The sequence below is a fragment of the Bradyrhizobium sp. 2S1 genome, from assembly GCF_011516625.5.
GTDB classification, from domain to species: Bacteria; Pseudomonadota; Alphaproteobacteria; order Rhizobiales; family Xanthobacteraceae; genus Bradyrhizobium; species Bradyrhizobium septentrionale.
In genome coordinates this window covers 4,819,274-4,843,351 of sequence record NZ_CP147717.1, presented here as the reverse complement: position 1 = coordinate 4,843,351, position 24,078 = coordinate 4,819,274, and the positions used below count along the sequence as shown (strand labels likewise).

Sequence of the window (24,078 nt, the reverse complement as noted above, 5' to 3'; positions counted from 1 at the left end):
ATCTGCGGCTTGATCTGATTCAATGGCTCCATGATATCGAAGCCGGATGATCTTCCATCGGACCTTGTCAGTGCCCTGGCGGCGCTGCAGGCCGAGCGTGAGGCGCGACAGAAAGCCGAGGCGAAGGCCGCCAACTGGCAGGCGCAAGCCGCGAATGCGCAGGCGAAACTGTCGGATACCGAGGCGCTGATCGCTCATCTCGAGTTGCGCATCGAGAAGCTGAAACGCGAACTGCACGGGCAGCGATCCGAGCGCTCGGCACGGCTGCTCGAGCAGTTGGAGTTGGAGCTCGAAGAACTCGTCACCACGGCGAGCGAGGATGAGCTTGCCGCACAGGCCGCAGCGGCGAAGACGCAGAACGTCCGCCCCTTCATGCGCAAGCGGCCGGTGCGCAAGCCATGGCCTGACGATATCGAACGCGAGCGCGTCGTCATTGAGACTCCAACGACCTGCGCCTGCTGCGGTGGATCGCGGCTGGCGAAGATCGGTGAGGATGTGACCAAGACGCTGGAGGAGATCCCGCGCCGCTTCAAGCTGATCGAGACGGTACGCGAGAAGTTCACCTGCCGCGATTGCGAGAAGATCAGCCAGCCGCCCGCGCCGTTCCATGCCACGCCGCGCGGCTTCATCGGCCCACAATTGCTGGCGACGATCCTGTTCGACAAGTTCGGCATGCATATCCCGCTCAACCGCCAGAGTGCGCGCTTTAAGGCCGAGGGGATCGACCTGCCGTTGTCGACGCTGGCCGACCAGGTCGGCCACGGGACCTTCGCCGTCATGCCGCTCTTCCACTTGATCGAACGCCACGTGCTCGCTGCCGAGCGCCTTCATGGCGACGACACCACCATCCGTATTCTGGCGAAGGGCAAGTGCACGACCGGGCGGATCTGGACTTATGTGCGGGATGACCGGCCGTTCGCCGGGCCTGCGCCGCCGGCAGCGGTCTATTACGCCTCGAGCGACCGACGAGGCGAGCATCCACAGAGACATCTGGCCGCCTTCGCCGGCATCTTGCAGGCGGATTGCTACAGCGGCTTCGAGCCGCTGTTCGACCCGCAGAAGAAGGCGCTGCCGATTACGCCGGCGTTTTGCGTGGCCCATGCGCGGCGGGGCTTCTTCGAGCTGGCTGATATCGAGAAAAATGCTCGGGAAGGCAAGAAAGGCAAACCGGTCTCCCCGATCGCGCTGGAGGCTGTCAGACGCCTCGATACGTTGTTCGAGATCGAGCGCGCCATCAACGGTCGCGGTGCCGGCGAGCGGCGTGCCGCTCGCCAGGAACAGAGTAAGTCACTTCTCGAGGACATGCATGCCTGGCTGCTCCGCGAGCGCGAAACCCTCTCGCGTTCCTCCGAGGTCCTGAAGCCGATTAACTACATGCTCAGGCGCTGGGACGGCTTCGCCCGCTTCCTCGACGACGGCAGGATCTGCTTGACCAACAATTGCGCTGAGCGCGCATTGAGAGGCATCGCCTTGGGAAGGCGCAACTGGACCTTCGCCGGCAGCCAGCGCGGCGCCGACCGTGCCGCCATCATGCTGACGATGATCACGACCTGTCGCCTCAACGACGTCGATCCCAAGGCCTGGCTCGCCGACGTCCTGGCCCGTATCGCCGATCATCCCGCATCGCGTCTGCACGAGCTCTTGCCCTGGGAATGGAAGCTCCTGCGCCAGGCCGACAAGCCAGCCAATCAGCAGGCCGCCTGACCTTCACCCTTCACCCAATGCCATCATAGACCTCGCCGTGCCCGCGCGCATGCGTCAATCAGGCGGCCTCCGTCGTATGCGTACTTTCTATGACGTGGTGGTCAGTTTCGATCAGCGCGACCAGAAGTGCTGGATCGTCTCTACAGGATGGCCGGAGCAGGAGCCCGCTCGACGAAACGAGCGTGCGCGTCGTCGCGCTGATGAGTTTGCAGCACTGCTTGCCAGGCCAGGGTTACCTCGACTCACAATCCCTAGCAGGGCGGGACCGTGGCATTCGAACTTTAGCCGCGAAGGCTTCATGCCGGCGGTCCAACGCGTCATCGAGTTGATTCTGGCCGGGCATATATTTCAGGCGAACATCGCGCAATGTTTCAGTGCCAGGGTGTCGCCGCTATTCGATCCACTGACCTTCTATTGCCAGCTCCGCTCATCGAACCCGGCCCCGTTTGGAGCGCTCTTGCGCTACGGAAAGCTAACGATCGCATCGAGCTCTCCGGAACGATTTCTGAAACTTGACGGACAGCAGGTCGAAACACGCCCCATCAAGGGGACAATCGCGCGTTCCGCCGACGGCGAGGAAGATCGGCGCCGCGCCAAAGTGCTTCTTGCGTCCGAAAAGGATCGCGCCGAGAACGTCATGATTGTCGACCTGCTGCGCAACGATCTGTCACGCGTCTGTACAGACAATTCGGTCGATGTCATGGCACTGTGCAACCTGGAATCCTATGCCTCAGTGCATCACCTCGTCTCAATCGTCAGCGGCACTCTTGCTGCGGGCCAAGACGCGGTTAGCCTGCTTCGCGCCTGCTTTCCGGGCGGCTCCGTGACTGGTGTTCCAAAGGTGCGATCGATGGAAATCATTGCGGACCTCGAGAAAGTGGCGCGAGAGGTCTATTGCGGGGCGATCGGCTTCGTTGGATTCAGTGGACAGATTGACACGAACATTGCGATTCGTACTGTGACGATCGACGGCGACCTGGCTATGTTTCATGCAGGGGGCGGAATAACGGCGATGTCAACTCCTGAAGCCGAATATGAGGAGACGCTTGCCAAGGCACAGCGCCTCTTTGATGCTTTTGATTCCGAGATACCCGGTGCATTTTGATTTTCATCATCGATAATTACGATTCCTTCGTATTCAATCGAGCACCTCGTCGCGGACCCGGCGGGCCTGATCGTCAGACAGCATGCTCCGCGCCAGATGCGCGGGCAAGCTTGCGTAGTAGTCCAGGACTGTTGAGCCGGCCTTGACGAGCTGATCGATCAAGTTTTGCGCCTCAGACGAGTTCCGACATTGCATAGCCGCATTGCGGCAAGCATCAAGTTCCTTAAGCTGGCTATCCATTCGCTCTGCTGCATTGACATCGTCGCCACTCGAGGAAATGGGGACTGCGCCACCCGAAGTTCGCGGTTGGCCGGCGAGCGGCGCCGTTCTATCTTGAGGCCCGGGGCGCATACGCTCGACGACGGAGTCGAACGATTGGCCACCTTCCCCTGGGGCGAGATCGTACTGCGAGCGCGAACCACTCGATCTCCACGTGCTGTCCGCTCCTGTAGGCCCAACGGGCGATTTGTCTGGTCGGCCAATGCCGGTCATATTCCATCTCCGATCAGTGAGAATGTGCAGCCTACTAGCCCGTCCTATTCGTGAGAGTGCTTTTTTTAGTCCGATTGATGTGGCCGCACATCTGCTCTGACGAGGCGCGCGGGATTGCCTTCGGCTTTTCACCGCCTGACCGACCCGTACTTTGCAACGCGCTTGAGGTGTAGGTTGGGCGAACGGGGGGCGGACGCCCCGCCGGTCAAGGACCGAGAGGCAGCAGCGCGCCTGGCAAGCCGCGGATCAGGTCGGCTTCGGGACATGCCGCGGCAAACGCAAGGCGAATGCGGCTCGTGGTCTCGACGACACGGGCAGCGAGTTTCAAGAGACGAAGACGCAGCGTCGCGAACTCGGCTGTGGCCAATTCCCGGGCTTTGGGAATCGCGTCGCGCACGGTCAGCATCAGCCAATAAGCGGCGGTGTGGAGAACGAGGCGGACTTGATTGGCGAGCGCCGAACGGCAGCTGGTGCGATCGGAGGCGAGCTGTGTCTTATGCAGCTTGATCAGATTCTCGGCTTGGCCGCGCGCGCAATACAGGCTGTCGTAGATCCACTCGGCCGAGCCGACATCGAGGCTGGTGACGACGAAACGGATGTCGAGGCCGAGCATCGTCGCCTCAATACGGGCGACGGTACGCCGTTCGCGATCCCAGGACTTGGCCTTGTGGCGCGTCTCGGTATAGCCACGCAGAACCGGCAGGTTCTCGATGGCGCGTCGCGTGCGGATGTCGTCGGCGGCCTCGTCGAGTTTTCTGGCGAGCGGCTTGGTGCCGGACAGACCGAAGATGTAGTCGATGCCGTTGGTCTCGCACCACGCCATTGCCTCCGGCCGGGCATAGTGCCCGTCGCCACGGAACGTAATTCGCGTGTTGTGCCACCGCGTCCGGATATGCCGTATCAGGCGGCGCAGATGGGCACGCACCTCGACGCCGCCCGGCGTCTTGCCGGGCCGCAACACGACCGCCACGGGCCGGCTCTTCTCCGTGTCGTAGACGTGGATCGGCAGGAAGCAGCGTTCGTCATAATGAGCGTTGAACAGCGAGAGCTGCTGATGGCCGTGGACGACATCGCAGGTATCATCGATGTCGAGCGTGACGGATGCCGGCTCGCGCGGGTAGCTATCCATCCATGCGTCGACCAAAGTGTAGGTCAGTCGGATCACGTCGCGCAGGCGCGGAGCATTCTCCAGCCGCGACAGCGTCGGTTGGGAACACAGATCGCGACCCGTGTCCGGCAGCCGTCCGCAGGCCAGCTTGAATGCGGGATCGGACCGCAGATGATCGAGGTCGTCGGCGTCCTCGTAGCCGCAGCAGATCGCGAACATGCGCGCGCGGAACATATCGACAAGGCTGTGCACGACCCGCGTCGGATCGCGCCGATCCGGGAACACCCGGGCCAAATTGTCGGCCAAGCCGAGACGCCGCTCGGCCATCGCCAGAAGCATCACGCCCCCGTTCGAGGTCAGCCGACCGCCATCGAAGGCAGCTGTGACTTTCTTGGCGTGAACGGCTGGAAACGAGAAGGGCAGATCGTATCATCGGTCATGGCGGGCCTGGCGTTCGCGGTTGAGGTGATGGGGTTGGCTTTGCAACCGAATCCTACGCCGCATCAGCGCTTTACACCACGCTCGCCAGCCTCTCAGGCGCACTCTGACGAATAAGACGGGCTAGATGGGCCGCCTGGCTGACGACTGGCTGACGAAAAGCGTTCTCTCGGATTCACAAGGAAATCCAAATCGACAGGTGCGGGATAGTCAGCCGCATCATGACCGCGGCCGCCATAACGATATGCTTGCAGCCCGCGCCGGCATCCGCCGTGACGGCAATCCTTAAGAACCGGCAGCTATGCAGGCGCCTTTATCTGCGGAAGGCCACAACATTCTCCGCCGCGGGTACACGGAAACCTCTCGCGCTGCGATCGCTATTCACCGCTGACGCACCTCTGACCATTCAACAGAGATGGTAACTTTCGATAGGATAAACTTCCGCCCACGCGCATCGAGTGTGGAACTTTGGAAAGCTGTTGCCTGCCATCAAAGCCGGCGGGACGATCAAAGCCATCATCGATGATATGAAGCGGCTCGAGGCCAGACAAGCGAAGTCGAGGGAGAACCTCCCGAACGCGGCAGAGCCGCCGCCTCTCCTACATCCCGATATGACGGATATCAGCGTCAGTGCCTAGGTGCGGCAGGCCACAGCATGCGAGTTGACATAGCTGCTTTCCTGGCAGCTCGTCAGCTTCTGGACAGCCGACTCTCCTACCATAGCAATCTGGTCTCTCGCCGAAGGAACTGCTGACGCTGAGCTATCCATTGGGCGGACCTGCAAGAGACCATGTTCCCAAAGGCAACAAGGAGAGCAGCATGGACTTAAACCGAATCGGCGGTGCCGGGCCGTCAAGGTCCCCAGAGGAGTACGCCTGGAATCAAGAGGATGAAGATTACCTTCGTCAGTTCCTGGATGAAGCAAGGACGAACGAGGCGGGGCCCTCATCGGCTGCCCCTGAGGAAACATATGATGTCTCATGGGCGGTTCCCGAGAGATTTTCCCATGGTTCTCAACCCGCCCCGCAACGAATGATCGAGAGACTGTCCCACCACGGTCTTTTGCCGGACGCGGACCAGCCGACGATGTCCTACGAGATCCGGGGTCACCGCTATACGGCCACGCAGGACCCGACCAGCGGCACTCGTCTCATCCACAATCCCCCGGAGGACCAGAGGATGGGCGAGGGGCCGCAGGGCGTACCAGATTTCGGAGCATTCTTCCGGGAGACCTGCCGTCGCAACGTCCCGCTGCCGGAGCAGTGGGCCCCGCTGGCCCTGATCGAGAAGCTGCGCGAGGCGGGTTACATGCCTACCCCTGACCACCCAACAACCATCGCGCTCGACGGCAAGCTGCACAAAGCCGAATTAATCGAAGGAGGGTTCGTCAGACTTACGCGGCAAGGGTGAGACTGCAGACGATGACTGAACCAGCCCGTGGCTAGCGTCCTGCAGCCTTCAGGCCTGTTACATAGTCGCCAGAGCTAAGCAACCGAGTTAGAGCGGCAATTCTTGTTGCAGGCTGCTTTGAGAATGCGAAGTTCTGAGGCTTTGAGCCTCAGAACCTCGCAATTCCGCTTTCCGAACGCCCTTCGGGGATGAAGCATGTCTCCCTATCCATGTCCGAGGAGGGATGCGCCGAAGATGTACCCAACCATGGGATCAGGCGATCTGTTCTGGGCCAGGCTGGACCGGATCAGCAAAGCGCGAATTGGTTCTGCTCGCCGGCCAGATCGATGGGATTGGATCGACAGCGAGTCGTGCCGCTTATCGCGAGAATGTTGGCCGGATTTCGCGACGCACTTCATGATCGGGCTGCTGTTGCTCAAGCGCACTTGCGGGCTCTCCCGGCAACGGCGGAACAGCTTTTTTAGTCGATCCGGAGCCCACCCGCGCGAGCAAATATGGAGGCGCCAATAGCCGACACGGCGGCGTCCAGTGGGCGATCGTCTTTATGCGCAGCGAAGTCCAGCGGTAAGCGGCAAACTGAGGCCGTTCAGGCGGCGTGATTCCATGGCATAAGTGTCTCATCTGTAAGCGCGCATTTTACTGCACAGGCTGCGCGCGCGGCTGGCCGCGGCGTCGCGTGGCGCCGGGGCCCAGCGGGATCATCGGAACGGCTTGATTGATCCTGAGCGTTTGACGGTCAGCCGCTGTCGTTGTCAGCTGGCAGGTTTTTTTGAGCGGTGCAATTGAACGGCAACAGATCTTCGATATCGGCGTCTGGCGCGCGTTGGGGCAATTCGGTGAGCGCGTGACGTAGCCATGCATAGGGATCGACGCCGCATGCCCGGCATGTCAGCACCAAACTGTAGATCACGGCGCTTGCCTTGGCGCCGGCAACGGTGTCGCTGAACAGCCAACTTTTTCGTCCGGTGCAAAACGGCCTGATGTCGCGCTCCAGAACATTGTTATCGATCGGGGCGAGACCGTCACTGGTGTAACGGGTCAGATAATCCCATTGGTTGCGTGCATAGGCGATCGCCTTGCCGGTCAAGCTTTCGGGTAGCACCTTCGGCGCCTGGTCGTCGAGCCAGGTCCGGAAGGCGGCCAATACCGGCAGGCTATGCTGCTGGCGCAGCCGCAAGGTGTATGCGGCGCGCGTTTCGCCGTCGGGCGGCGTCTGGCGCGCCACCCTCTCGACCTCGTACAACGCCTCGAAGAACTTGAGCGCCTGCAATGGCGGACCGCCAGGCTTTGTCCTGGCCTTGAGCGCATCGGTAAATTTCCTGCGCGCATGCGCCATACAGCCGAGATGGGTCGCGCCTGTCAGCGTGCGCCAGGCGTCATAGCCGTCGCTCATCAACAAGCCGCGATAGCCGGCCAGGAAGGCCTGAGGATGTTGCTGGCCGCGACCGGGCTGGTAATCGAACAGCACGACCGGCTGCGCGCAGTCCTGGCCGCTGCGATAGGCCCACATGAAGGATTTGGCCTGCGCATCACGGCCGTCCTCTTTAAGAACCTGGACCCAGGTTTCGTCGCCGTGGACCAGGGGCTGCGACATGAGCTTTTGCTGTAGCGCGTCATAGACCCGATGCAGATGCAACTCGCTCGCCCGGATCACCCAGTTGCCCAGCGTCCCGCGGCTGATGCTGACGTCGGCGCGCCCCAGCGCGTCCGCCACACGGTACAGCGGCGTGCCGTCGACGTATTTGTTGGCGAGCACCAGCGCCAGCGTCGATGGCGTGGCGACGCTACCCGGCAGCGGCTGCGCCGGCATCGGCGCGGTCACAATCGGGGTGTTCAGCGCGGTGCGCTCGCAGTGACGGCAGGCATATTTGAACCGCACATGTTGCAGCACCGACGCCTTGACCTCGACGTGCAACTGCTCGGTGACGGTCTCGCCCATCCGATGCATCCGATTATGGCAGCACGGACAGTCCTTTTGATCCTCACCCAGATCGTGTTCGACGCGTTGGCGCGGCAGATCGTCAGGCAGCGGCTTGCGGCCGCGTGCCTTCGGCGCCGGCTTTGGAGCCTCCGGCAATCCCGTGTCCGGCACGGCGACCGCCTCGACATCGTCGTCGTCCCGGCTTTCAGCGGCGGCCTGCTCGGCTTCGTTGAAGATGCGCTCCTTGAGCTTTTCGCTCTTCGGCGCATACCGGTGCAGGCGCTCCAGGCGCAACTGCTCCTCTAGATGCAGCACGCGTTGTGCGAGTTTCTCGTTTTCGGCCTTCAGCGCCGCGATCTCGGCCGCGTGCGCCGCGATCAAGGCTTCCAGTTCGTGCGTCGTGGGCTTGCGACTCATCGGAGTCTTGAATCGAAGTCATGCCGCCGCGTCAACCGGGCTCCCATGTCTTCGTCATGTCTTCGGCCGCGTCATCTGAGAACGGCCATGCCGAAGCCCGATGACGCCGCCCGCATCGAACACGCTCAGCCCACGCTCTGATATTGCCGCACCGGATGACGACGCACCGCCGCGATGTTGATGCCGTCAAGCAGCCAGTGCAGCTCCTCCGTCGTCAGCGTCAGCACCGCCTCCTGACTTCGGGGCCAGTGGAATCTGTCGGCCTCCAGCCGCTTCAGCAGCATCCAAAATCCTGACCGATCATAAATCAGCAGCTTGATCCGGTCGCGGCGACGATTGCAGAACGCGAACACCGCGCGCTGGAACGGATCCAGCCCCATCGACTGCTCGACCACGATCGCCAGGCTGTTGATGCCCGCCCGGAAGTCAATCGGTTCGCGGTGAAGGTAGACCCGAAGATCAGACGCCAGTCGGAACATCGCAACGCCCCAGCGCTTCAATCACCGCCGACAGCAACTGCGCGTCGCCGCCTTCCAGCGAAAGCGTCACGCCGTTGGGCATCGATGCCGTCAGCCGCCCTGCACAGGATCGCTCCGTCGCGCAAACCGCAATCGCGCCAGCAGATCGAGTTGGCGACGGCGACGGCGCGCGAACCGGAATAAAGGCTGGCGCAATCGGCGCCCGCGCCTCCGGCTGGCCATCCCCGTTCTGAAGTTGTCGCTTGGCCACCCACTTGCGCAGCAGGTTCGCGTTCACGCCGTGTTGCAGCGCAAGCCCCGCCAGCGACACGCCAGACTGCAGACAGGCCTCGACCAGCCGCTGTTTGCTGGCCGGATCATAGCGACGCCGGCCATTGCGCAACACGCCGACCGTCTCAAGTCTCAAAGGTTCTTCTGGAGTGATCATCGATCGTGTCCACCTCGCTCATGGTGGACACCTCATCCCATCCCCGCGCTCAACTGCATAGGTGCGTAGAAAGGAGCGCTTACTCTCATCTCGCTGTTTGGCCAGCCGTTGGTAATGTGCTGAAGCGTAAGGGTAACCCACCCACTCCACCAGACGAGGTCTCTTTCAGTCTCTTTGCCGCTTACAGTCTCTCAGATCGGACTGAATTGTTGTGGTGAGGGAAAACGACCCGAGATATATCGATTGTGAGACCTTTGGCTGCCGCATAAGCCCCGCTCTTTGGAAATGACACGCCAGTCTGCGCCTGCAGAGGAGAGGAGCCAACGATCATGCCGTCCCAACTAGATGCAGAACGTCCGTCAAAACATATTTTCTTTCTCGCGTTCAAATTGAGCAAAACCTATCTTGCGCAACGTTTTCAAAGTTGACTCATGCTGAACTGCCGCCCATTTTTCGCCTTCTCAGAATACGGTCATAGGAATATCGCTGCGAGCGTACCAAGCGCGCCAAGCACCAGCCCGATCAGCGAACCAGCCGTCGGCACATCTCGAAAGAGCAGAAGCGTGAGACTCGGTTCCACCACTAAACTTGCTCCCACCGAGATGGAGATGATTATCCAAATATTCTTCAGATGCATGTAGCCTAGTGCGTATCCGCAGACGAGCAGGATACCGCCGAGGGATATCAGCAGGAACATCGGCAGGAGCGCTGTCAGATGCCCGCCGCCTGCCTTTCCAAACTGCTTTGAGGCAATCAACTCCGCGATTATCGAAAGCGCTTCTCCAAGCAAAAGCGCTCCCACCGCTACAATCTTCAATATTGAGCTCATACGCTCCTTAAAGGCGCCGGCACCGCAAAGGGCTTGGCCAGGCACTAGCGCTCACGGAGCTCCGTGCCCATGAGCAGCTCCTTAGTACCGATCGACGCCGATTAGGTACCAATGGAGCAGCGAGACTGGTCAAAAAGAACGCAACCGTGATGCGGGTGTCAGCTCCCAATCCAGAGCATCACGGCCTAAGCTGCGATCCGCACGGGAAGCACGGAATAACCGTGCACAAAATTTGACGCAATTCGCTCGGGCTCGCCGACAACCTTGACCTCTAGCCCCGCATTCAACATTTCCTCCCACAGGATTCTCAACTGCAGTTCCGCAAGATGTCGACCAACGCAACGATGGATGCCGAAACCGAACGAAAGATGCTGCCGCACGTTCTTGCGGTCGATCACGAAGCTGCTCGCGTTCTCGATGACCTCTTCGTCGCGGTTACCAGAGATGTACCACATGACGACCTTGTCACCTTGCCTGATTCGTTTCCCACCCACGATGGTATCGACCACGGCGTTCCGGCGCATATGTGCGATGGGTGTCTGATATCGAATAATCTCGGACACGGCGCTCGACACCAGCTTGGGATTATCGCGTAGTTTTCGCAACTCGGAGGGATACCGGTTCATGAACAGGAGACCCCCGGTGATCGAATTGCGCGTAGTATCATTGCCTCCCACGATCAGCAGAATCAGATTCCCGAGAAACTCACTCGGATCCATATGGCGCGTCGCAGGAGAATGCGCCATCATGGAAATCAAGTCGAGGCGAGGCTCGGCATTGATGCGCTCATTCCAAAGACGGGTAAAATAGTCCAGGCACTCGAACAGGATTTTGCTTCGCTTGTCCCAGCTATCGACAGCATGACCTTTTTTCGGAATTGTAACACCTACGTCCGACCAATAGGTCAAGAGCCGCCGATCCTCAAATGGAAAGTCGAATAGTGTGGCGAGCATCTGCGTCGTCAACTCAATGGAGACCATGTCCACCCAATTGAACGCATCATTGCGCGGCAAGCCGTCCAGAATCGTCCTGACCCGACAGCGAATTAAGCCTTCGAGTTTTGTCAGATTTTCCGGTGCAACTATCGGACTTACTGTATCGCGCTGCTCGCGATGTTTGGGAGGACCTATCTTGATGAAACTCTGAGTCCAGTGCTCATCAGGCACATCGATAATCGTGACTCCTCGCTCTGACGAAAATACCTTATGATTTGTATCTACCGCCAGGATATCTCGGTATTTCGTTAGGGACCAATAGGGACCATAAGGACTGTCTTGGCAGTAATGAACGGGATCTTCCCTTCGCAGCCGCTCGAAGCAGCTCCATATGCTATTATCTTGAAAACGCTTTGCTTCGCTTACGTCCAGATTGCTCAGCGGGATATTGCAAGCATCGTCGGCTCCAACGTCTGCCAATCGAGTTTCCATGATCGTCTCCGCAGATCTTGCTCGCTCGAGAGCTTACGGATCCATATAGCGATTTAAGGTTTCGAGCTGCCGTAGTGTCTTGTTGGGGGTTGTCGTTCGACACGGTATCGCAAAGTTTACGCAACCCCCCCCCTACCATTTCCGGCAGTCAGGATCGCATTGACTCTCTAAATCAATCTGTTCCAGTGGATCGATGAGAAACTATCACCGGTAGACAGGCGTCGCGTCATGGCAGCCGCATTACTGCTCGAGCTATCGAACAGGGCGCAATGTGATCCTTCTTTGAAAACGGCTAACCCCGCCATCTTCGGCTGCTCGGGACCGCCCCCTCAATTCATTACTTCGTTGGCCGCAGGATCGTGGGCGACAACTGCCAAAGTGATCGTCGCCGCCGAAATCAATTACCGTTCCGCCGAGAGAAGCCAATTTGTACTTCAACACGGCGACTAGCCTGCGAGCGTCCATCATCCTGAGGAGCAACTTGCCATTTAGGCAGGGCAGGACGTTTTCGCGAACGATCGGCATCGAGTTCGCGATGCGCGATCGCCTGCTGCATCGCATGCATATCCTCCAGACCGGCCGCGTTGGTTGCCGCCCGCGCGAACGCTGCGGTTTGGTGGCGTCGCCCCGCTGCGGAACGCCGCGCTGCTTGCAATTCCTTGCGCCGGGACCTGAAAGGATCAGACGAATGACAGCACACCTCATGGCGTTACAAGACCTAAATCCCAGCCGCCGGGAACTACAGATTACGACGACGGCAGGGTGCATCGTCCGATGTTCCTATTGTCCCCAGGATAAGTTCGCAGAACGCCAACGACCCGTGTCCCAAGCGAAGCACCTTGGTCTTCAGGATTTCAAGCGATGTCTGGCACGCGTACCAGCGGTTATCGATATCGGCTTTGCGGGTTACTCGGAGCCTTGGCTCCATCCGGAGTGCACGACGATGGTTGAGTATGCTTACACACGCGGCCATGGCATCCGCATTTTCACGACCCTTGTCGGAATGAATAGGAGTGACGTTCGACGCTTGCAAATGCTGCAGTTCAAGAGCTTCGTCGTGCACGTCCTCGATGACGGCACTTACATGAACAGCCGCCTTGTCGGAAAGACCTATCTCAATGTCATGCGGAGACTGGTCGAGGCGAACATTCCCTCAATTCGATACATCGTTCTTGGCAAAGTCCATCCCAAACTCGCCGACATCATTCCCGCCAAACAGTTAACGCGCTTACGGCCGCTGACGAGCAGGCGAGGACGTACTGATCCGAGTATCATCAAACCACGACGGCCTCTCGTCGGCACTCTAACTTGCATTGGCGAACGGCAAAATCGAAATGTCCTCCTCCCGAACTGCGACATTAGTCTGTGCGGCATGGATTTTGAGCGGCATCATGTCCTGGGCAATCTTCTGCGAGACGAATACGAGGATCTCTTCGAAACACCGATATTTCGCGAAATCATCGATCGCATGAACGGAATGGACGGCTTTCTGCTTTGCAGGAGATGTGAATATGCCAAACCGCAATCGTCGGGAGGCATGACCGGCGCCGGTCACGCCTTTTGAGGAGCAGGCCAGCAAATGCCAACGCTATGAGTTGTAAGCGACGAAATGACAGGAGCGAAGCGTCGCCTTTCGCGCCCGAATTATTGAGGTCTGCTGAACACCGGCGCCCCCCCCGTTACGATGGCTTGGGCGAACTGACGCAAATTCGTGCAACTCGGCCAGAGGGGAGCAAAAGACGGCCAGAACTGATTCTGGCCGTCGGCACGAAACTATCGTGTCAGGATACGAAGAACCTCCGTAGAATAAGGTAGCGACGCCGCTTCCCCGCCGCGGCGCAGTCGCCGCTTCGATCACCAGATGAACTTCGCGCCATCAGGCAGTTCGCAGACAAACTCGCCCTGGTTCACGAGTTCGGTCGTCCCGATGACAAGCTTGGAGGCCCGCACCGTGAGTTTACCTTCGCGGCTGAGGCTATGACGAATGCATTCGGTCACGGCATGCCCGGAGCTGTCCACGGTTTGGTGCGCATTGGCGAAGCTGATGCCGTTCCGGGTGGTCACCCTGAAGGCATTGATGACCAAACCGGCCTGCGTCGCCGACCCGGCCTTTCCACCCTCGGCGGCGGTACAGCGGCTCATATCCAGTATGAGCTTCACATTCTTGCCCGTCTGCAAGGCAGCACCTCGACGTATTTCGGCGAGGGCTCATCGGCCCGGGCCATCGCGCTCACGCAGGCGATCGAAAGCAAGGACAATAGGATCGACAGGCCTTTGCCAATAAACTTCATAGGTTTTTCCTCGGTGAGAACCACAGATCGCAGAAGCGCAACGTTGCAGGATCTCGTGCTCGCAAGGCCGTTTGGCGAGTTCGAGCATCACGTGCGGTCGCGCTTTGCGACAAAAACAACCTATCATAAACAGGCGCAAGTGGTTGTGGCGGCTATTCCGACGTCACAACCTCGTAGGTCAGGTTTGCTGAAGTCGCTTCTCCTCGGGCGACATCGCCGGACCGACTTCATCAAAGACGCGGCCACTTGGAAACCACGAGCGGCAAAGCTCCTCCAACGGAGGTCGACATGATTGAGCGGATGAGCTTTTACATGTGTGTAAGCGCGCGGTTTCCGGTCAACAGTTTGACCAGGGCGCATCTTGCCAGGTTGTTTACGGTGATACCTGCATGGCTCTCTGCCACCTAAACAATACGTCCACAATGAGGACGACGACAAGCGCCCAACGCAGCGGCGTGAACAAGCCTTGCCCAGTCAGGGCGTCTGATGTCGGCCTTAGCAAACAAGAATGCCAGACGGCGAAAAACAGCGCCGACTTTGCTCTACCGCTTTGCGCGGCTTCCGTTCGGCTGGCCGCTCGCCTTACTGGACTGAATTCATCCATCCGGCAACCCTCAGCGGATATCGCTTATTTCCCCGTCCGTCAGCTTCCTGAAAGCTACATCTACGAAAATGTACACGAACGAGCAGTACTTGAAAGGCATCCAATGAATATTGATCCGCGGAATGCTGCAGAAACTCCGGTTTGCGTTCACGACGTCCTCCCGCAGCCGCACCGGGTGCCCCGGGAGCTCGATGAGTCGAACGCACAGACCAGCTCAACGGCAGAACCGTCCGCTGATCAAGCAAGCTTCGAGCAGCAGCTGGATGACCTGCATCCGACTCACCCAACGTCGGATTCAGTTCCTACCGCAACAAATTCCGCAACTTCCACGTCCTCGACTGGGCCAAACGAGGCCCGGCAAACCGTTCGCTATCCAGCCGCATCATTTGTGGGCGCGCGCGCTCAGCTTGCCGCAACGCTGACAGGCGCCCCCCTTGATGCGCTCAGAAATGAGATCGAATTGGCTGTGCAGCAATCGGCACGGTGGTCGCCATCGACCGCCGCTTTCGACGGCGGTGTCGATCGGGAGCGCGTTTTCGATGACGTGGTAGGATCGTCATATGTCACGCTGCGGCGCTTCCAGAACCAGGACAGCGATTGCAGGCCGCGCGTGGAAGACAACACGAGCGCAATATCGCATGTGCGCAACACGGCGCGGGATCATTCTTCCATGGGAGATCCTCTGGAGCGATATCCCATGGACCGGGCGCGCCAAGCCGGATGGCATATGCGCGGTCGAACAGCATCCCCCTTCGTGTCGCTGGTTGAGGATCCATCCAAACTGGTCGATTCGCGCGATCACTGGGCACGAGCGATCGCCCAAAGTACGAACGCGCTGCACACCTACGCCGTACCGAGGTCCGCGGTCTGGACGCCCGACGACGTGCTGAGCAGCATTGGGCTCGGAATGAATGTTGAGGATCAGCACAACATCGATGCGGATGTGGACCTCATGTGCGCGCTGGGCAGAACGCCAACCCGAGAGACCGAGCGCCTTTTTCTGGGCGGCAATCTCGACGACTACCGGACCGCCGGCGACCCAAATCCGTACAAGCGCGATGGCAATGATTAGACGGCCTCCTGCGCGCCCTTTGTCGGTAAGTGCCTTCGTGCTGAAACGCTAGGCACGTCCCCCAGGGAAGAAACGGAGGATGTGCCATGAGCGCAGGCTTTACAAACAACGTATCGAGCAGCCTCCGCATGCGGCCTTCAAACGGGTCCTGCGAACGGGTCAGGCATCTGGAGCCGCCCGAATGGTTCTTTCACGCGTTCTTGGCACGGCGCCCCAAGCGCTTCTGGCATCCCGGCATCGATCCGATGGCTAGCGGTCACATTCGTCATCGAGCCCGGTGACGTGAAGCGCTGAAAGCCCGGCTTCTGTTCACGGCCGTCTCAGCCTGATTCTGGAAGCGCGTTCGATCAGAGGACGGTCAGACCGATCGCACCACCAAGCGCAGTAAAGCGGCATCAACCGCGGCATGCGGTGCATCGCGGCAGAGCCCATTCGTCTCCTGAATGCGTTCCATCGAAACAATCGATTTTGCCGATCTTGCGCGAAGACCCCATAGTCGGCGGAGCAATCTTGGGAGGCCGCATTCTACAATGTAGTGTGACAATCTTTCTCAGTCCCCTGCCGGTCAACTCGACTTGGGCAATCGCGCGTTTGCATCCAGGATGTAAATGACGCGGCAGGTCCAAGCATCCCACGACTAGCCATAGTTTGTCTGGCTGATCGCCACGTCTGAGGCGATCAGCCAGCCGCCCGGTCAGACGCTGTGGACAGCGGTGACGCGTAGTAAGAACGACTGCCTCATAACACGCTGCCATCGGCTACGGCTCACGCTGGACGTCATAAGGTAATGCATACGACGTCGAAGAAGGTGAGAGCGACCATGATTCGCATGTCGATGGCCGCGTCTGTGTCGACGCCGCTCCAGGGCGCCCGCACATTTGACGGCACTCCGCTAACCAACCGTTAAAGACACTTGAATCGCACCGTACGTGAGATTGTAGGATTTCCGACAACCTCACCACAAAGAACCCCACTCGGGCGAACACTTCCTGATAGGTAGCAAGAATTGCGAACATCTTTAAAGCTTAATGCAGCCCCACTCCGCCCCGTCACGCGGGTCGACCACTCCTTTCGAAGGCGACTTTTCAACGCCGCCTATCTGCAGGACGGACGAATCAGCACTGCCTTAGCCGGAGCAGACTGTAGCAGGCGCGTAGAATGCGGCCCCCGCTTATCTCGCTCCGTGCCGACACAAAGGAACTTTAAGGTCGAGCATCGGTCATTCGGCCGTCGTTTATCCCAAGCGATGAGAGGCAGCTGGCGTAACGACTTCAATCCGATGATGCCTCATTGCGGCGTGCCGCGCCTTTTCGGCCTCGTGCACTGCTGTCGAGGGGATGCCGCGTCCGGGACATCGGACGCGATTGAAAGTCGGGATCGCTGGCGTCCTGCATGTCTATCACCGGCTACCGAACGGCTCTGTCGCTAGCGGGTAGGCGCATCGATCGCATCGTTACGCGTCGCGGCTTCTGAAGCATCGGTCAGTTGCGGGGCGTAAACTTCTTCAAGCGGAAAAGCGTGCTTTGTCATGACCTGGCGACGCCATAGGCGCAAGCATAGCAGTGCCGACCGCGGGACTAGAGCAAGGTGGCGGAGTTTCCAAATGTCGATTTTGCTAGACGGTTCAGATCCAGCTGTCTCCTGCGCTTGGGTATCGATCGCGCCGTCTGGCGCTAACGATATCGAACGAGGCGGCCCAGCGCGTGCACGCCTGGCCGCGATCAGCGCACCTAGGCATCCGTCTGCTGCTTCTGCTTTGGGCCTCGTGAATGATTTCGGAGATCTTCCCAGTCCACGGCAGACCACCGCTTTTTTGTGTTCGGTGACAAGTGAATGGCTCGACTTGCTCGCGCGCCACCACGATCTGCTTCGTCGCTCTCGGGCTTTTTCAAAGTGCGCCTCTGTGAGTTTGGTCGACGCTCTTGGTCACCCGTAACGCGCGCAGGTCTCGGCGTGGATGAACGAGAGGCGATGAAATGCGAATTCTCTTGGTTGATCATCATGCGGACTTTGCCCGCGCTGTGAAGGAAGCGCTCCTCGGTTGCGGGTTCGCGGTTGACGTGACACGCACCCTGGATGAAGCGGCGGCAGCGCTGGATTGCGCCAGCTACCACATTCTCTTGCTCGAATCGGCTTTACCGGATGGAGACGGCTTGAACTGGCTGAAGCAATTGCGGCGCGACGGATGTTCAATGCCTACGATGATGATGAGCAACTTGAACGATCTCGCCCGGCGGATCGCGATCTTTAATGCGGGTGCGGATGATTTCCTGGCCAAGCCCGTCTCAATCGACGAACTCATCGCTCGCATGCGCGCTATACTGCGACGGTCAACGCAGATGACGGCGCCGGTCGTGACATTCGGCAACCTGCATTTCGACCCGATCGGAAGACAAGTCTCCGTCAGCGGCCGAGTACTGAGGATTGCGCGCCGGGAAGTGTGCATTCTTGAGCATCTGCTGAGCCGCGCCGGCCGCACCGTGCCTCGGTCGTCACTGGAGGATAGCCTGTATGCCTTCGACGACGAGGTCTCCACCAACGCGCTGGAAGTTGGGATCTATCGCTTGCGCGCGCATTTGAGCCAGGCGGGTGCAACCTTAAGAATCAAGACCGCGCGCGGCGTTGGTTACACCCTTGAGCTCGTTAGTGCGGCATCGGCCGCCTAATCGATCGAACTTGAAAGCACAATCCCTTGAAGGTCATTAACAATGCTGCCGGCGCTGACAAGTCGCCGATGGTTTCCACGGCGCCGCTCTTTGCCGCTCTGCCGCTTCTCTGCTACGCTCTCTGCGCGCTCGCAGTGCTATTTCCATTTGCTGCCGCGGCTCAGACAAAGCGGGACGGCAAAGGAGAACCGCCGCGAGCTGCGCCTGGCAGCGCGACCGGCACCCTCAACCTGTCCTCCTCACAGGGCAAGACAGTTCATCTGACCGCTCCTGCGGCTAGCATCTTTGTTGCAGATCCGGCGATCGCCGATTACCAGGCCCCCTCAAACACGACGATCTTCGTGTTTGGTAAAAAGCCTGGGCGGACCAGCCTGTTTGCCTTGAACGACGCCGGCGAGGCCCTCGCCGAGATGCGTGTTGTGGTCACGCAGCCGATTGAGGATCTGCGTGCCACGCTGAGAGCCGAGGTCGGCGACTATCCGATTCTGGTCAGCTATACCCCGCGCGGAGCGATCCTTGGCGGGACCGCACCCAATGCAGACGTCGTCGAGACCGCCAAGAAGGTGACCGAGCAGTTTCTCGGTGCGGGTGCGCTGGTCGTTAACAAGATCCAGGTCGCCGGCTCTTTGCAGGTGAATCTCAGCGTCCGCGTGGCGGAAGTCTCCCGCAGCGCCGTCAAGGATCTCAATATCAACCTCTCCGCCTCGGGCCAAAATGGCGCCTTCATTGTCACCGGAAAAAGTGCAGGTTCCGGCGCTGCGGGCGGCGGCGGCACGGTCGGTATCGGATTTAGCGCCGGCAGTATCAACCTGAGCGCTGTTCTCGACGCGCTCGCCAGCGAGCACCTCGCTTCAATCCTGGCTGAGCCCAACTTGACGGCGATGTCCGGGGAAGCTGCGAGCTTCCTGGCCGGCGGCGAATTTCCCATTCCGGTCATGCAGGATAACCGGCAGGTTTCGGTCCAATTCCGCCAGTTCGGCGTGAGCCTGGAGTTTGTCCCCACGGTCCTCAGTAACAACCAGATCAACGTGCGCGTGAAGCCCGAAGTCAGTGAATTGTCGACAGAAGGTGAAGTCAAAATCAACGGCATGGCCGTCCCCGCCCTCTCGACGCGGCGTGCCAGCACCGTTGTCGAGCTCGCCAGCGGTCAGAGCTTTGCAATCGGGGGGCTCATCCGGCGCAACTTCAACACTGACATCGGCGAGTTTCCTTGGCTCGGCGACGTGCCGATTCTTGGCGCGCTTTTTCGCTCCTCATCGTTTCAAAAGCGCGAAACCGAGCTCGTCATTGTCGTCACACCCTACATCGTTCGGCCGGGATCGAACCCGACTCGGATGAGTGCGCCGAACGATCGCATCGCGCCGCCCTCAGATGCGGGCCGCGTTCTGACGAACACGCTGGCACGGCCGTCCCGAGATCGCGATGGGCCCCGCACGAGCGCACCAGGGTTGACTGGCAGTGCCGGCTTTATCATCGAGTGAGGATCGTCAAATGACCTTACGACATTTGTGCCATTTGATCGCTGTTGCGGCAGCATTAGGCGGATGCGCAAACAATGCTTCGACCCATTCTGGATCGGCTCAACAAACGATTGAGGTGGAGCAGAAGAACAGCGTGTTGGTCCTGCAGAGCCTTCGCGGCTCCGAAAGGCACCGGCTGCACAGTTTCATTGCAACTGCGAGTGGCGGCCGGCGGGATGCACTTCATATCGAGGTCACCGGCTCGCCCCGTCTCATCGCCCAGGTGGCGCACGAGGCCCGTGCCATGGGCGTTGCCCCTTACAACATCCGCCTGTCGGCCTCCCCGCTCGATCTGCCTGCCCGTGTCGGGGTGAGGATCGAGGCGATCACCTATCAAGCCCATCCTCCTGTCTGTCCGTCGCTTTCCATCGTCGGGCCTGCAGTTGACGATAATTCGTTTGACCCGACGCTCGGCTGCTCGACCAGAAGCAATCTGGCAGCCATGGTCAACGATCCGCTCGATTTGCTGGACAATCGATCGGTTATGCCAAGCAATGGCGATCGTGCCGCCGGTCCCGTTGCGAACTACGGGACATTTACCGCGCGCAACAAGAGCAATGGCGACGATGGAGCCAACAGGGCAGCGCCGGAAGCCCCAGCGGGCGGAACGAGGGACATACAGCCGCCTCGATGACGGCCTTTCGCAATCGCAGCCCCTCGGTCAAAACGATCTAGCCCGTCCTATTCGTGAGAGTGCGTTTTTTTTAGTCCGATTGATGTGGCCGCACATCTGCTCTGACGAGGCGCGCGGGATTGCCTTCGGCTTTTCACCGCCTGACGACCCGTACTTTGCAACGCGCTTGAGGTGTAGGTTGGGCGAACGGGGGGCGGACGCCCCGCCGGTCAAGGACCGAGCGGCAGCAGCGCGCCTGGCAAGCCGCGGATCAGGTCGGCTTCGGGACATGCCGCGGCAAACGCAAGGCGAATGCGGCTCGTGGTCTCGACGACACGGGCAGCGAGTTTCAAGAGCCGAAGACGCAGCGTCGCGAACTCGGCTGTGGCCAATTCCCGGGCTTTGGGAATCGCGTCGCGCACGGTCAGCATCAGCCAATAAGCGGCGGTGTGGAGAACGAGGCGGACTTGATTGGCGAGCGCCGAACGGCAGCTGGTGCGATCGGAGGCGAGCTGTGTCTTATGCAGCTTGATCAGATTCTCGGCTTGGCCGCGCGCGCAATACAGGCTGTCGTAGATCCACTCGGCCGAGCCGACATCGAGGCTGGTGACGACGAAACGGATGTCGAGGCCGAGCATCGTCGCCTCAATACGGGCGACGGTACGCCGTTCGCGATCCCAGGACTTGGCCTTGTGGCGCGTCTCGGTATAGCCACGCAGAACCGGCAGGTTCTCGATGGCGCGTCGCGTGCGGATGTCGTCGGCGGCCTCGTCGAGTTTTCTGGCGAGCGGCTTGGTGCCGGACAGACCGAAGATGTAGTCGATGCCGTTGGTCTCGCACCACGCCATTGCCTCCGGCCGGGCATAGTGCCCGTCGCCACGGAACGTAATTCGCGTGTTGTGCCACCGCGTCCGGATATGCCGGATCAGGCGGCGCAGGTGGGCACGCACCTCGACGCCGCCCGGCGTCTTGCCGGGCCGCAGCACGACCGCCACGGGCCGGCTCTTCTCCGTGTCGTAGACGTGGATCGGCAGGAAGCAGCGTTCGTCATAATGAGCGTTGAACAGCGAGAGCTGCTGATGGCCGTGGACGACATCGCAGGTATCATCGATGTCGAGCGTGACGGATGCCGGCTCGCGCGGGTAGCTATCCATCCATGCGTCGACCAAAGTGTAGGTCAGTCGGATCACGTCGCGCAGGCGCGGAGCATTCTCCAGCCGCGACAGCGTCGGTTGGGAACACAGATCGCGACCCGTGTCCGGCAGCCGTCCGCAGGCCAGCTTGAATGCGGGATCGGACCGCAGATGATCGAGGTCGTCGGCGTCCTCGTAGCCGCAGCAGATCGCGAACATGCGCGCGCGGAACATATCGACAAGGCTGTGCACGACCCGCGTCGGATCGCGCCGATCCGGGAACACCCGGGCCAGATTGTCGGCCAAGCCGAGACGCCGCTCGGCCATCGCCAGAAGCATCACGCCCCCGTTCGAGGTCAGCCGACCGCCATCGAAGGCAGCTGTGACTTTCTTGGCGTGAACGGCTGGAAACGAGAAGGGCAGAATCGTATCGTCGGTCATGGCGGGCGTGGCGTTCGCGGTTGAGGTGATGGGGTTGGCTTTGCAACCGAATCCTACGCCGCATTAGCGCTTTACACCACGCTCGCCAGCCTCTCAGGCGCCCTCTGACGAATAAGACGGGCTAGACCAGTCCGGCAGCGTAAAGCGCTTTTGCGACCGGCTCGAAATGCTCTGAAGGAACCGGGTTGCCCAGCCTTGCTTTGCCGAGGAGCTGGCGCGCCAGGATGTCGTCATCTACAATACGGAGGCGGAGCGCGCGCGCCTCATGAAGCAGCTGTGACGCAGCGTCGCCTTCGCCACGGCAGACCAGGATCGGCACGCCGGTTTCGCCGCGAACATAGCGCAACCCAATCAAGGTTGCCGCTCCCCTCAATATCAAAGTGGCGCGATGGACGCCGAGCGGAGCCTCGTTCGCCGCCTCCTGCCGCAGACGGCGGTGCTCACGCTTTATCTGCGGATTGCCTTGCTGTTCCTTGTTCTCGCGCTTGGCCTCTGTTTCCGTCATGCGCATGTCCTGCAGAAACAACCAGCGCTGGATCAGAAGGTCGGCCAATCCGCCGACCAGAAAAGCCGCAGCGGCAATTCCGGTTAGCAGTTTGACCTCGGTGAAGACGAAGCCAAGACAGCCCATGCCGCAGACCGGCAGGTACACCAGCGTCTTCCAACTTGCCATCACGGTGAGGAACAAACTCGTCCCGAGGACCACCACCTTGACCAGCGTCTTGCCAAGTTCGATCAACGAACGTTTCGATGCGATCCGCTTCAGGCCCTTGACGGGATCCAATTTCTCCAGCTTCGGCTTGAGCGGCTCCGAGGCAAACATAAAGCCGCCATTGGCCAGGATATTCGCCAACAGGGCCGCTGCCACGGCACAGGCGAGCAATGGCGCGACGGCTGCCAGCGAAAGCTCCAGCAAGCCACTGAGCGCTTGCGGGACCGCGCTCGTGAACGGCTGCTCCTGCACTTTGTCGATCAGCCGGACCGTTTCGTGCCACTTGTCTTCGATCGGCCCGGCTCTCCACCACAGACAGCCGAAACCGGCGCACGCGCTGACACCGCTCACCAAATCGGAGCTGCGCGCGCTCTGCCCCTTCTTGCGCGCATCGCGCAGCTTCTTGGGAGTTGGAGGTAGCTTTTTCTCCTCGCTCGAGCCGCTCATTTCAAGAGCTTCTTCAGATATTCCAGCACGTTGTCCGACGTGAGGATCTCAGTTCCCGCGTATTCAAGAAGATAGACGGTGTAGCTGACCATGATGAGACCGAAGGCGACATTCTTGATCGTCGGAGAGAGATCGTTCAACTTGAGCTGCGATGCAAAGCGCCCCAGCATCATGACCGATACATCGATCAGCAGCAGCAGGGCCAGCACCGGCCCGGCGACCAGAAGCGTCGTCAGCATGATGTGATCGAGTAGGCTCAGACATTGCATTGCCCCTTGCGCCGTCACCGCGGGCAGAAACTGATACACGGGCCAGATCAGGTAGCTGCCATAAAGGCTTCTCACCATGGTCTGCAGGCCGCCCACCAGAACGAAAATCGTGACCGCCGTGATACCGAGAAAAAGCCCGGTTCCCGACGCTTGGCTGTGCGTTGCGGGATCCTCCGCCGCCACCTGGCTCGAAATTCCCCGTTGAGTATCGATGATGTCGCCGACCGCCTGGATACTCCATAATGGGATACTGAGCAGGATTCCGAGCAGAAGGCCGACGAACACCTCTTTCAGACCGAGCATGGTGACGCTGACCAGACGCGTGTTTGGATCCAGCGCCTGCAGGCCGAGCTTGATCTGCGCCAGACACGGCAGTCCGATCGCAATCGTCAGGCTTCCTCGAACCAAGCCGCTGATACGTGGCCTCGTAAAGACGGGAAGCACCAGCATGATTCCCAAGGCACGGGCCGCACCAAGACCCGTTGCGGCGACAAGTTCGATCGCGCCCTGGACCAGAGCTTGCGCATCTGTGGGGGACAGTCCAGCCATCCAG

General features: G+C 60.0%; 17 protein-coding genes and 2 pseudogenes. 8 read left to right on the top strand and 11 right to left on the bottom strand.

Annotated elements, in window-relative coordinates; genetic code table 11:
- The first annotated feature begins 30 nt into the window (after positions 1 to 30).
- Positions 31 to 1,704: an IS66 family transposase gene (gene tnpC, locus HAP54_RS22895; RefSeq protein ID WP_166205228.1), complete on the top strand. Its 1,674-nt coding sequence runs from the start codon at positions 31 to 33 to the stop codon at positions 1,702 to 1,704.
- An 85-nt stretch (positions 1,705 to 1,789) separates the two neighbouring features.
- Positions 1,790 to 2,809: pseudogene (gene pabB / locus HAP54_RS22890) on the top strand (aminodeoxychorismate synthase component I); the annotation flags it as partial.
- Positions 2,810 to 2,842: 33 nt separating this feature from the next.
- Here the strand turns inward: pabB and HAP54_RS22885 are convergent.
- Both HAP54_RS22885 and HAP54_RS22880 read right to left on the bottom strand, forming a co-directional pair.
- Entirely contained in the window at positions 2,843 to 3,049 is a 207-nt protein-coding gene (locus HAP54_RS22885; protein ID WP_166303949.1) for a hypothetical protein, read from the bottom strand.
- A 457-nt stretch (positions 3,050 to 3,506) separates the two neighbouring features.
- Positions 3,507 to 4,849 (bottom strand): annotated as a pseudogene (locus HAP54_RS22880) (IS1380-like element ISBdi2 family transposase).
- Between the two features lie 1,084 nt (positions 4,850 to 5,933).
- On the opposite strand from HAP54_RS22880, the gene HAP54_RS22875 reads away from it, so the two are divergent.
- Positions 5,934 to 6,257 (top strand): hypothetical protein, encoded by a 324-nt coding sequence (locus HAP54_RS22875; protein WP_156928880.1) that lies wholly within the window; start codon positions 5,934 to 5,936, stop codon positions 6,255 to 6,257.
- Positions 6,258 to 6,993: 736 nt separating this feature from the next.
- Here the strand turns inward: HAP54_RS22875 and tnpC (HAP54_RS22870) are convergent.
- The 5 genes from tnpC (HAP54_RS22870) to HAP54_RS22850 form a co-directional block, all read right to left on the bottom strand.
- Complete coding sequence (tnpC, locus tag HAP54_RS22870; RefSeq protein WP_166205729.1) at positions 6,994 to 8,595, bottom strand: IS66 family transposase; 1,602 nt, start codon at positions 8,593 to 8,595, stop codon at positions 6,994 to 6,996.
- Between the two features lie 125 nt (positions 8,596 to 8,720).
- Positions 8,721 to 9,074, bottom strand: coding sequence for an IS66 family insertion sequence element accessory protein TnpB (gene tnpB, locus HAP54_RS22865; RefSeq protein WP_166205730.1), 354 nt, complete (start codon positions 9,072 to 9,074; stop codon positions 8,721 to 8,723).
- Positions 9,055 to 9,501 (bottom strand): IS66-like element accessory protein TnpA, encoded by a 447-nt coding sequence (tnpA, locus tag HAP54_RS22860; RefSeq protein WP_166205731.1) that lies wholly within the window; start codon positions 9,499 to 9,501, stop codon positions 9,055 to 9,057. The genes tnpB and tnpA overlap by 20 nt, the downstream gene beginning before the upstream one ends.
- Before the next feature lie 472 nt (positions 9,502 to 9,973).
- The gene (locus HAP54_RS22855) at positions 9,974 to 10,303 is read right to left on the bottom strand and encodes a hypothetical protein (RefSeq protein ID WP_248114466.1); all 330 of its coding nucleotides are present in this window, start codon (positions 10,301 to 10,303) and stop codon (positions 9,974 to 9,976) included.
- A 212-nt stretch (positions 10,304 to 10,515) separates the two neighbouring features.
- Positions 10,516 to 11,757, bottom strand: a complete 1,242-nt coding sequence (locus tag HAP54_RS22850) for a cytochrome P450 (protein WP_029083936.1) — start codon at positions 11,755 to 11,757, stop codon at positions 10,516 to 10,518.
- Positions 11,758 to 12,292: 535 nt separating this feature from the next.
- On the opposite strand from HAP54_RS22850, the gene HAP54_RS22845 reads away from it, so the two are divergent.
- Positions 12,293 to 13,321, top strand: a complete 1,029-nt coding sequence (locus HAP54_RS22845) for a radical SAM/SPASM domain-containing protein (RefSeq protein WP_224496572.1) — start codon at positions 12,293 to 12,295, stop codon at positions 13,319 to 13,321.
- A 290-nt stretch (positions 13,322 to 13,611) separates the two neighbouring features.
- Here the strand turns inward: HAP54_RS22845 and HAP54_RS22840 are convergent, their stop codons facing one another.
- Positions 13,612 to 13,935: a VirK family protein gene (locus HAP54_RS22840; protein WP_224741822.1), complete on the bottom strand. Its 324-nt coding sequence runs from the start codon at positions 13,933 to 13,935 to the stop codon at positions 13,612 to 13,614.
- Positions 13,936 to 14,755: 820 nt separating this feature from the next.
- Between HAP54_RS22840 and HAP54_RS22835 the strand changes: the two genes are divergently transcribed.
- The 4 genes from HAP54_RS22835 to HAP54_RS22820 all read left to right on the top strand — a co-directional run bounded on the left by HAP54_RS22835 (position 14,756) and on the right by HAP54_RS22820 (position 20,544).
- Positions 14,756 to 15,724, top strand: a complete 969-nt coding sequence (locus tag HAP54_RS22835; protein ID WP_166303946.1) for a hypothetical protein — start codon at positions 14,756 to 14,758, stop codon at positions 15,722 to 15,724.
- Between the two features lie 1,976 nt (positions 15,725 to 17,700).
- Complete coding sequence (locus HAP54_RS22830; protein ID WP_029083933.1) at positions 17,701 to 18,390, top strand: response regulator; 690 nt, start codon at positions 17,701 to 17,703, stop codon at positions 18,388 to 18,390.
- Between the two features lie 26 nt (positions 18,391 to 18,416).
- Positions 18,417 to 19,871 carry a type II and III secretion system protein family protein gene (locus HAP54_RS22825; protein WP_166303944.1) on the top strand — a complete coding sequence of 485 codons (1,455 nt, stop codon included), beginning with the start codon at positions 18,417 to 18,419 and terminating at the stop codon, positions 19,869 to 19,871.
- A gap of 10 nt (positions 19,872 to 19,881) precedes the next feature.
- Entirely contained in the window at positions 19,882 to 20,544 is a 663-nt protein-coding gene (locus HAP54_RS22820) for a CpaD family pilus assembly lipoprotein (RefSeq protein ID WP_166303941.1), read from the top strand.
- Between the two features lie 209 nt (positions 20,545 to 20,753).
- Here HAP54_RS22820 and HAP54_RS22815 read toward each other — a convergent pair whose 3' ends face one another.
- From HAP54_RS22815 to sctT, 3 genes are all read right to left on the bottom strand, one after another.
- Positions 20,754 to 22,097 (bottom strand): IS1380-like element ISBdi2 family transposase, encoded by a 1,344-nt coding sequence (locus tag HAP54_RS22815; RefSeq protein ID WP_166204320.1) that lies wholly within the window; start codon positions 22,095 to 22,097, stop codon positions 20,754 to 20,756.
- A 121-nt stretch (positions 22,098 to 22,218) separates the two neighbouring features.
- Positions 22,219 to 23,256: an EscU/YscU/HrcU family type III secretion system export apparatus switch protein gene (locus HAP54_RS22810; protein WP_029083930.1), complete on the bottom strand. Its 1,038-nt coding sequence runs from the start codon at positions 23,254 to 23,256 to the stop codon at positions 22,219 to 22,221.
- Positions 23,253 to 24,074, bottom strand: a complete 822-nt coding sequence (gene sctT / locus HAP54_RS22805; RefSeq protein ID WP_029083929.1) for a type III secretion system export apparatus subunit SctT — start codon at positions 24,072 to 24,074, stop codon at positions 23,253 to 23,255. Before sctT ends, HAP54_RS22810 begins: the two co-directional genes overlap by 4 nt.
- Positions 24,075 to 24,078: the final 4 nt, after the last annotated feature.